8 protein-coding genes are annotated in these 7671 nt (G+C 65.8%); 3 read left to right on the plus strand and 5 right to left on the minus strand.

The genetic code is table 11. The features are described from left to right. The coding region (locus WAO18_RS02270) for a 1-acyl-sn-glycerol-3-phosphate acyltransferase (RefSeq protein ID WP_422203535.1) at window positions 1-169 on the minus strand (169 nt) is incomplete at its 3' end. 117 nt (window positions 170-286) lie between these two features. On the opposite strand from WAO18_RS02270, the gene WAO18_RS02275 reads away from it, so the two are divergent. Both WAO18_RS02275 and WAO18_RS02280 read left to right on the plus strand, forming a co-directional pair. Continuing rightward, a complete protein-coding gene (locus tag WAO18_RS02275) occupies window positions 287-1837 on the plus strand; it encodes a Rieske 2Fe-2S domain-containing protein (RefSeq protein ID WP_422203522.1) in 1551 nt (516 codons plus the stop codon). Then, entirely contained in the window at window positions 1834-2181 is a 348-nt protein-coding gene (locus WAO18_RS02280) for a hypothetical protein (protein ID WP_422203524.1), read from the plus strand. The genes WAO18_RS02275 and WAO18_RS02280 overlap by 4 nt, the downstream gene beginning before the upstream one ends. On the opposite strand, the gene WAO18_RS02285 is transcribed toward WAO18_RS02280, so the two are convergent. Both WAO18_RS02285 and WAO18_RS02290 read right to left on the minus strand, forming a co-directional pair. Continuing rightward, entirely contained in the window at window positions 2178-3740 is a 1563-nt protein-coding gene (locus WAO18_RS02285; RefSeq protein WP_422203526.1) for a phytoene desaturase family protein, read from the minus strand. The two genes, WAO18_RS02280 and WAO18_RS02285, sit on opposite strands and share 4 nt — an antisense overlap. A gap of 35 nt (window positions 3741-3775) precedes the next feature. After that, window positions 3776-4399: a TetR/AcrR family transcriptional regulator gene (locus WAO18_RS02290; protein WP_422203528.1), complete on the minus strand. Its 624-nt coding sequence runs from the start codon at window positions 4397-4399 to the stop codon at window positions 3776-3778. A 71-nt stretch (window positions 4400-4470) separates the two neighbouring features. Between WAO18_RS02290 and WAO18_RS02295 the strand changes: the two genes are divergently transcribed. After that, window positions 4471-4953: a DUF2834 domain-containing protein gene (locus tag WAO18_RS02295; RefSeq protein WP_422203530.1), complete on the plus strand. Its 483-nt coding sequence runs from the start codon at window positions 4471-4473 to the stop codon at window positions 4951-4953. Here the strand turns inward: WAO18_RS02295 and WAO18_RS02300 are convergent. After that, window positions 4950-6080 carry a diguanylate cyclase domain-containing protein gene (locus tag WAO18_RS02300; protein WP_422203532.1) on the minus strand — a complete coding sequence of 377 codons (1131 nt, stop codon included), beginning with the start codon at window positions 6078-6080 and terminating at the stop codon, window positions 4950-4952. The two genes, WAO18_RS02295 and WAO18_RS02300, sit on opposite strands and share 4 nt — an antisense overlap. A gap of 122 nt (window positions 6081-6202) precedes the next feature. Next, window positions 6203-7459: a serine--tRNA ligase gene (gene serS / locus WAO18_RS02305; RefSeq protein ID WP_422203533.1), complete on the minus strand. Its 1257-nt coding sequence runs from the start codon at window positions 7457-7459 to the stop codon at window positions 6203-6205. Window positions 7460-7671: the final 212 nt, after the last annotated feature.

Below are 7671 nucleotides of genomic sequence, written 5' to 3' on the forward strand. Positions count from 1 at the left end.
AGGCCGGCAACCCGGCCAGGGTGAAGTCCATGTAGCCGGTGTGGTTGATGGCGATGACGGCGCCGCCGGCGGCGGGGATGTTCTCCTGCCCGATGACCGTGAAACGCAAACCCTGCACCCGCCACACAGTCCGTACGAGCGCGATGACCGTTCCGTATACCGGTTCCACGGTCGTCAAGCCTAGTGTTCCCGGCCGGGCGGCTCTAGCGGGTCGGGCGATGCCGGCGCTCCCGCTAAGCTCGGGACGGCAAGCGAACGTCGCGCAACTAGTTGTTAAAGGGTTTCAGTGCAGGTCACAAGCATCGGTCATGCCGGCTTTCGGATCGATACTGCGGCGGGCAGCATTCTGTGTGACCCCTGGGTCAACCCGGCGTACTTCGCCTCCTGGTTTCCCTTCCCGGACAACAGCGGGCTGGACTGGGACGGACTGGGTGACTGCGACTATCTGTACGTCTCACACCTGCACAAGGACCACTTCGACGCCAAGCTCCTGACTGAGCACGTGAGCAAGGACGCCACCGTGCTGCTGCCGGACTATCCGGTGCCGGATTTGAAAAATGCGCTGCAGATGCTGGGCTTCCACCACTTCTTCGAGACCACCGATTCGGTGAAACACCGGCTCAGCGGGCCTAAAGGCGAGCTGGACATCATGATCATCGCGCTGCGCGCACCGGCCGACGGCCCGATCGGCGACTCGGCGCTGGTGGTCAGCGACGGCACCACCACCGCGTTCAACATGAACGACGCCCGACCGGTCGACCTGGACGTGCTGACGGACGCCTTCGGTCACATCGACGTGCACATGCTGCAGTACTCCGGCGCGATCTGGTACCCGATGGTCTACGACATGCCCGAGCGGGCCAAGGAGACGTTCGGCATCCAGAAGCGGCAACGCCAGATGGACCGGGCCCGCCAGTACATCGCACAGGTCGGCGCCACGTGGGTGGTGCCGTCGGCCGGCCCGCCGTGTTTCCTGGATCCTGAGCTGCGCGACCTGAACGACGACCATGGCGATCCGGCCAACATCTTTCCCGACCAGATGGTGTTCCTCGACCAGATGCACAGCAATGGCCACGACCGGGGGCTGCTGATGATGCCCGGGTCGGCCGCCGAATTCTCTGGGTCACAACTTGATTCGCATCGGCATCCGCTGCCCACCGACCAAGTCGAGGCCATCTTCACCACTGGCAAGGCGGACTACATCGCCGACTACGCCGCCCGGATGGAGCCCGTGCTGGCGGCGGAGAAAGCCGGCTGGGAGCCCGCCGCCGGCGAATCGCTACTCGAGCCGCTGCGCGCGAAGTTCGAGCCGATCATGCTGGCCAGCGACGAGATCTGCGACGGCATCGGCTACCCGGTCGAACTCGTGATGGGCTCTGCGCAGGTAGTGCTCGACTTTCCCAAACGCACTGTTCGGGAAGCGATCGCGTCCGAGAAATTCCGCTACGGGTTCGCCGTCCCAGCCGAATTGGTGCGTACCGTGCTGCGCGACGACGAGCCGGACTGGGTCAACACCATTTTCTTGTCCACCCGGTTCAGGGCATGGCGGGTCGGCGGCTACAACGAGTATCTGTACACATTCTTCAAATGCCTGACCGACGAGCGGATCGCTTATGCCGACGGATGGTTCGCCGAAACACACGACGACGCCGCATCAATCATCATGGACGGCTGGGACATTCAGCGGCGGTGCCCACACTTGAAGGCTGACCTATCCAAATTCGGTGTGGTAGGGGGCAATACGCTGACCTGCAACCTGCACGGCTGGCAGTGGAACCTGGAAACCGGCCGCTGCCTGACCGCGCGCGGTCACCAGCTGCGGAGTTCGCGCGCATGACCGCCACCGGCTCCTACGGCTCCTACGATGACGGTCTCGTTCAATTGGACCGCGAGGCGATCACGCTGCGTCGCTACCACTTCCCGTCCGGCACCTCGAAGATCATTGCGCTGCAGGGTATCCGCGGCTACAAGGCCGAGCCGCTGGGCCTGATGATGCACCGGTTCCGCATCTGGGGCAGTTCAGATCTGCGCCGCTGGCTGCCTCTCGACATCCGGCGGCCGTTACGCGCGACCCTGATCACCCTCGACGTGCCGGGGACCCGGCCCAGCCCCGCATTCACCCCGGCACACCCCGACGAGTTCACCGCGCTGCTGGATCGGCTACTCGACGAGCAGGGCTAGCGCCCGGCGTCGGACAGCGCAGCACGGGCCGCGTTGTATCCCGGGATGAACGTGATCCCCGGTCCGCCATGGCATCCGGTGCTGGCCAGATACAACCCCTCTACCGGAATCGGCTGTCCGAGAAAGCCTTTCGGCCCGGGCCGGTTGGGTCCGACCTGCTGAGCGTGGAACAGGCCGTGGCAGTAGTCGCCGCCGGGCGCACCGAACATCACTCCCATGTGCTTGGGCGTGAATGTGGTGTGCCGGCTGATGCTGCGCTCGAAGTTGGGCGCCAGCCGGGTGATCTTGTCGATCACCCGCTGACCCATCTCTATCTTGGCCGCACCGTAGTCCACGTCGCCCTCGATCGGGAACCACAGCGCGAACGCCGATGCGGCGTGCTTGCCCTGGGGCGCGAGATCGGGATCGTTCTGCGAGGGGACCTGGAAGACGACCGTCGGGTCGGCGGGCACGATCCCGCGCCGGCAGTCCTCCCACTGCTGCTGAACTTCCTCGGGCGTGCTGAAGATACCGATCGACGCCTGCATGCTCGGGTCGTTGAGCGCCTCGTAGGGAGCGGCGAACACGGGAGCCTCGTCCAGCGCGAAGTGCATCTGGATGTAGCTGCCGCGGTGGTCGATCCGGGCATAGCGTTCGCGGATATCGGCGGGTAGCGCCGCGGGATCGAGGAGTTCGTTGATGGTCAGGTCGGGCGCGACCGCGGAGACGACGATCGGCGCGGTCACGGTGTCACCCGCCTCGGTGCGCACCCCCCCGACATGGCCGTCGTCAACCAGCACCTCGGTCACCTTGGTGCGCAGCCGAAGCTCGCCGCCCTCGCGTTCGAGCACCTCGACCAGATGCGCGGTGAGCGCGCCGATGCCGCCGCGCAGCTTCTTCATCTGCATCGTGTCGCCGTCGGGAACGCCCAGCCCGAAGGCCAGGGCGGCCGCGCTGCCCGGCGTGGCCGGCCCGCGGTAAAGGGTGTTGACGGCCAGCACGGTCATCGAGCCGCGCAGCGCGCCGTGCTTCTCGCGGTCCGGAAGGTAGCGGTCCAGCACGTCGGTGACCGATCCGAACAGCATGTCGTCGATCGCCGAGCGTTCGAATTCGTTTGTGGCACAGGCATACATCTCGTCGATTGTCTTGGGTGGCGCGCCGGCCTCGAACCGGCCCAGCGCCCGGGTCGGCGCCTGCGCCCAGCCCATCAGCCCTGCCATCCCGTTCACCGCGTCCGCCCCGTGCACCTCGTTGAGGTGGGTGAACAACTTGATCGGGTCGCTGTACTGGACCATCGGATCGTCACCGACGCCGCGCAGCGCAACCGACATGACGTCCAGGTCGATGGTCGGCAACGTGTCCAGGCCGAGCGCCTCACGGACCACCGGCGCGGTGGGGAACTGCACCGATCCGGCGATCTCAAAGTGATAGCCGTCGAACAACTCCACAGTGGACGCCATGCCGCCTGCGTACAGCTTCGATTCCAGACACAACGTCCGCAGTCCCGCCTTCTGCAGCAGCACCGCGGCGGCTAAACCGTTGTGCCCGGCGCCAATCACGATCGCGTCGTAGTCGGTCATCAGCGCAGGCTGACACGGATGCCAAGTTTTGTCAATTATGACGAAACTTGGTCCGTCCACGCTTCGGAGATACCAGCTCGCAGCGTCTCCAGAGCGACGTGGCAGACCCGGGCCAGCTCGCCCAACGATCGGTGATCGCCGAGCATCCAGACCTCCATCGCGCCGAAGACAGCAGCCGCGATGCAACGCGCGGTCACCGCGAAGCGCAGCCGGTCGTCCGGCGACGGATCGCCCGCACAGCCACGGCGCTGCAACTGCGTCGCGATGGCGCCGGCGAAGTCGGCCTGCACATCCTGGATATGGCGAACGATGCGCCCGGGATCGATTTCGTCGTCGCGCAGGGCGGCGATTTTCCCCACGGCGTCAACGTCATACGGGAAGGCGAAGATCGCTGCCTGCACCGAGTCGATGATCGATTCGCTGGCCGGCCGGTCGTCCAGCGCCGCGCGAAACCAGTTCAATCCGGTGTAGTCGGCAAACAGCAGATCGTGCTTGGAGGAGAAGTGCCGGTAGAACGTCCGCAACGACACCCCGGCGTCCGCCGCGATCTGTTCGGCCGAGGTGTCCTCGACGCCCTGGGCCAGAAACCGCACCATCGCCGCCTGACGCAGCGCTTCACGCGTGCGCTCGCTACGCGCCGTCTGCGCCGGCCGGATCATGCCTGTAAATTACCGCAGATCGCGTTATGTCAATATTGACAAAACTTCGGCGTGCGGGTGAGACTGCGGCCATGGTCTCGATCATCGGTCACTTCCTGCTCGGCCTCGGCTGTATCGCCGCGATCATCGCCTCGAACCGAAATGTCTACGCCAGGCCCGCTAATGGGCCGTGGCTCTCGACACTGGAATGCGTGTACTACGTCGCCGGCATCGCGTCGATAGTGCTGGGCTACTACTTCAACATCCACTTCGTCATGGCCGCCCACGGGCAGGGCAACCTGGTCTCGGGTCCGGCCAGCTATCCGGAATTCATCAAGGGGCAGTTCGCCACCCCGGCTTGCGGCTCCGGTAACCAGGACTACATGATCGCGAATGTCATTCTGATGCCGGTGTTTACCATCATCGACGGCTACCGGCGTGGCCTGCGGCGCCCGTGGCTGTTCTTCCTCTCGAGCTTCTTCACCAGCTTCGCCTTCCCGTTCGCGTTCTACTTCGCGACGATGGAACGGCAGCGCCGGCATGCGCAATCGCCGGTGCCGGCGCCGATCACCTAGGCGCTTACGCCGTCCTGGCAGTCGGTTTCGTCCTCGGTGACGCTGGACAGCGGCGGCGGGGGCCAGTCGTGGTGGGCGGCCTGGTTTCCGCCGCGCCGTTTGGCGGCATACATCGCGGCGTCGGCGGCCGCGATCAACTCGATCAGTAGGTCGCCGATGTTGCCGGTCCGGTAGGCGGGGTGGATACCGGCCGTACCGATGCTGGCGGTGATGCCGAACGGAAGCGCGGCGATGACATCGCACAGGCGCTGGGCTCTGCTGCTGACGTCATCGGGGTGCCAGATGTCGGCGATGACGAACTCTTCGCCGCCGGAACGGCAGATAACGGCGGTGTCCTCATTTGTGTCGCGCAGCGCCCGTGACACCGAGATCAGCGCATCGTCGCCGGTGCTGTGTCCGTAGCTGTCGTTGAGTTGCTTGAAGCGGTCCAGGTCGATCACCGTGATGACGACGAAAGCCTGCTGCTTGACGCCCTTCTCCAGACAAGCCTTGGCGCGCCGGTGAAACGCCCGCCGGGTGAACAGACCAGTCAGTTGGTCGCGTTCGGCGTGCACGGCGTCGGCGCCGAGCACGTGTACGACGACCTGGATGCCGAACGGCACCGCCAAATTGAGCAGCAGTAGCACCGCGTACGCGCACACGGCGGCCATGACGTTGGCCCGCTCCGCGAACCGCATTCCTTCGAAGGCGCCGATGGCGCTGGCCACCGCGAAGTTATACGCCATCAACGGCGCCGTGTGGAACACCGCGATGTAACTGGCCATGGTCGCGAACGTGGTGCAGGCCAGAATGGCGACCAGAGGGCTGTGCTGAGCCAGCGCGGTCATGGCGATGCTCGCGTTGGACACCAGGGCGAAGCGAATCGCCGTGGTCCGGCTCGGCCAGCGCGCGGCCCACAGCAGCGCGGCGCACGCGGCGCCGACGCTCGCGGCCAGCGCGCACGTCAACTGCCACAAGCTCTTCGGACCAGTGGGAGTGAAGACAGTGCCCAGCGAAACCACGGCCAAACCGCTGGCGATAAACGCGATGGTCATTCGGGTGATGGTGTCCATGCCCCGGGCCTGCAGGTGTGCACTCAGCCCGTCGTAGTGATCGGGCTGACGCCACCACTGGCCGACCCAATCCATCCCGCCCCCACAGCCCTCCGGCGCGCTTGCCCCTCGCCTCAACTCTGGACGACGGTCAGAAAAGGATAGAGCAGCGACGAGAGCGCTCACCGAGCTTTGCTGCCCCGACGGCGGCAAAGTGATTAGACCGGCTCCAGCACCTCGGTACCGACGAAAGGCACCAGCGCCGCCGGAACCCGCACACTTCCGTCGGGTCGCTGGTGGTTCTCCAGGATGGCGACAAGCCAGCGGGTGGTGGCCAGCGTGCCGTTCAGCGTCGCGGCGATCTGTGGTTTGCCGTTGGGATCGCGGTAGCGGGTGGCCAGTCGGCGGGCCTGGAAGGTGGTGCAGTTCGACGTCGAGGTCAGCTCGCGGTAGGCCTGCTGGGTAGGCACCCACGCCTCGCAGTCGAACTTGCGGGCCGCCGACGAGCCGAGATCGCCCGCGGCGACGTCGATTACGCGATAAGGCACCTCGATGCGGGCTAGCATCTCGCGCTGCCAGCCCAGTAGCCGCTGATGCTCGGCCTCGGCGTCGGCGGGGTTGCAGTAGACGAACGCCTCGACCTTGTCGAACTGGTGCACGCGAATGATTCCGCGGGTGTCTTTGCCGTAGCTGCCCGCCTCGCGGCGAAAGCAGGATGACCAGCCGGCATAGCGCAGCGGTCCGCCGGAAAGATCGATGATCTCGTCGGCGTGGTAGCCGGCCAGCGGAACCTCCGAGGTGCCGACCAGGTACAGGTCGTCGGCCTCCACCCGGTAGATCTCGTCGGCGTGTGCGCCGAGGAATCCGGTCCCCGACATCACTTCCGGCCGCACCAGCACCGGCGGGATGATCGGGACGAAACCGTTGTCGGCGGCCAGCCGGATCGCCATCTGTAGCAACCCCAGCTGCAGCAACGCCCCCTGGCCGGTCAGGAAGTAGAACCGCGAACCGGACACCTTTGCGCCGCGTTCCATGTCCAGCAGGCCGAGCGCCTCGCCGAGCTCTAGGTGGTCTTTGGAGTTGTCGATCGCGGTGGGTTCACCGACGACGTCGAGAACGGCGTAGTCGTCCTCACCGCCGCCGGGCACGCCGTCGATGATCACGTTCGAGATCGCCAGGTGTGCGGCGCCGAACGCCGCTTCGGCCTCGGCCTGTTGCGCCTCAGCAGCTTTGACCTCGTCGGCCAAATCGCGTGCCTGGTCCAACAGCTTCGGACGTTGGTCGGCCGACGCCTTGCCCACCTCTCTGCTGACAACCTTCTGGTCGCCGCGCAGTGAGTCCGCCGCCGAGATCGCGGCCCGGCGAGCGGTGTCGGCCGCCAGCAGCGCGTCGACCAGCGTCGGGTCCTCGCCCCTCTTCTTCTGGGACTCGCGCACGGCATCGGGATTGTCCCGGAGCAGCTTCAGGTCGATCACGGCCTAGAACCCTACGCGGGTGTGATCGGCCAACGACAATCATTAACTTCTGCAACAGCCGTCACTAAGTGCGGTGGGCCTGTCAGAATGGACCCGATGTGGCATGAATCCGAGCACGACGAGCGCGATGCGTCTGGGGCCAAAGGTCGCGGGCGTCGTCTGCCGCGGCTCACATGGCGGAACGGCGTGCACGGCGCCCTGCAGGACCGGGC

The organism is Mycobacterium sp., from assembly GCF_049278535.1.
Taxonomy (GTDB): domain Bacteria; phylum Actinomycetota; class Actinomycetes; order Mycobacteriales; family Mycobacteriaceae; genus Mycobacterium.

Coding starts and splice junctions, on each gene's coding strand:
- WAO18_RS02280 (WP_422203524.1), top strand. CDS start 1,834: ATGACCGCCACCGGCTCCTACGGCTCCTACGATGACGGTCTCGTTCAA.
- WAO18_RS02300 (WP_422203532.1), bottom strand. CDS start 6,080: ATGGATTGGGTCGGCCAGTGGTGGCGTCAGCCCGATCACTACGACGGG.
- WAO18_RS02295 (WP_422203530.1), top strand. CDS start 4,471: ATGGTCTCGATCATCGGTCACTTCCTGCTCGGCCTCGGCTGTATCGCC.
- WAO18_RS02290 (WP_422203528.1), bottom strand. CDS start 4,399: ATGATCCGGCCGGCGCAGACGGCGCGTAGCGAGCGCACGCGTGAAGCG.
- WAO18_RS02285 (WP_422203526.1), bottom strand. CDS start 3,740: ATGACCGACTACGACGCGATCGTGATTGGCGCCGGGCACAACGGTTTA.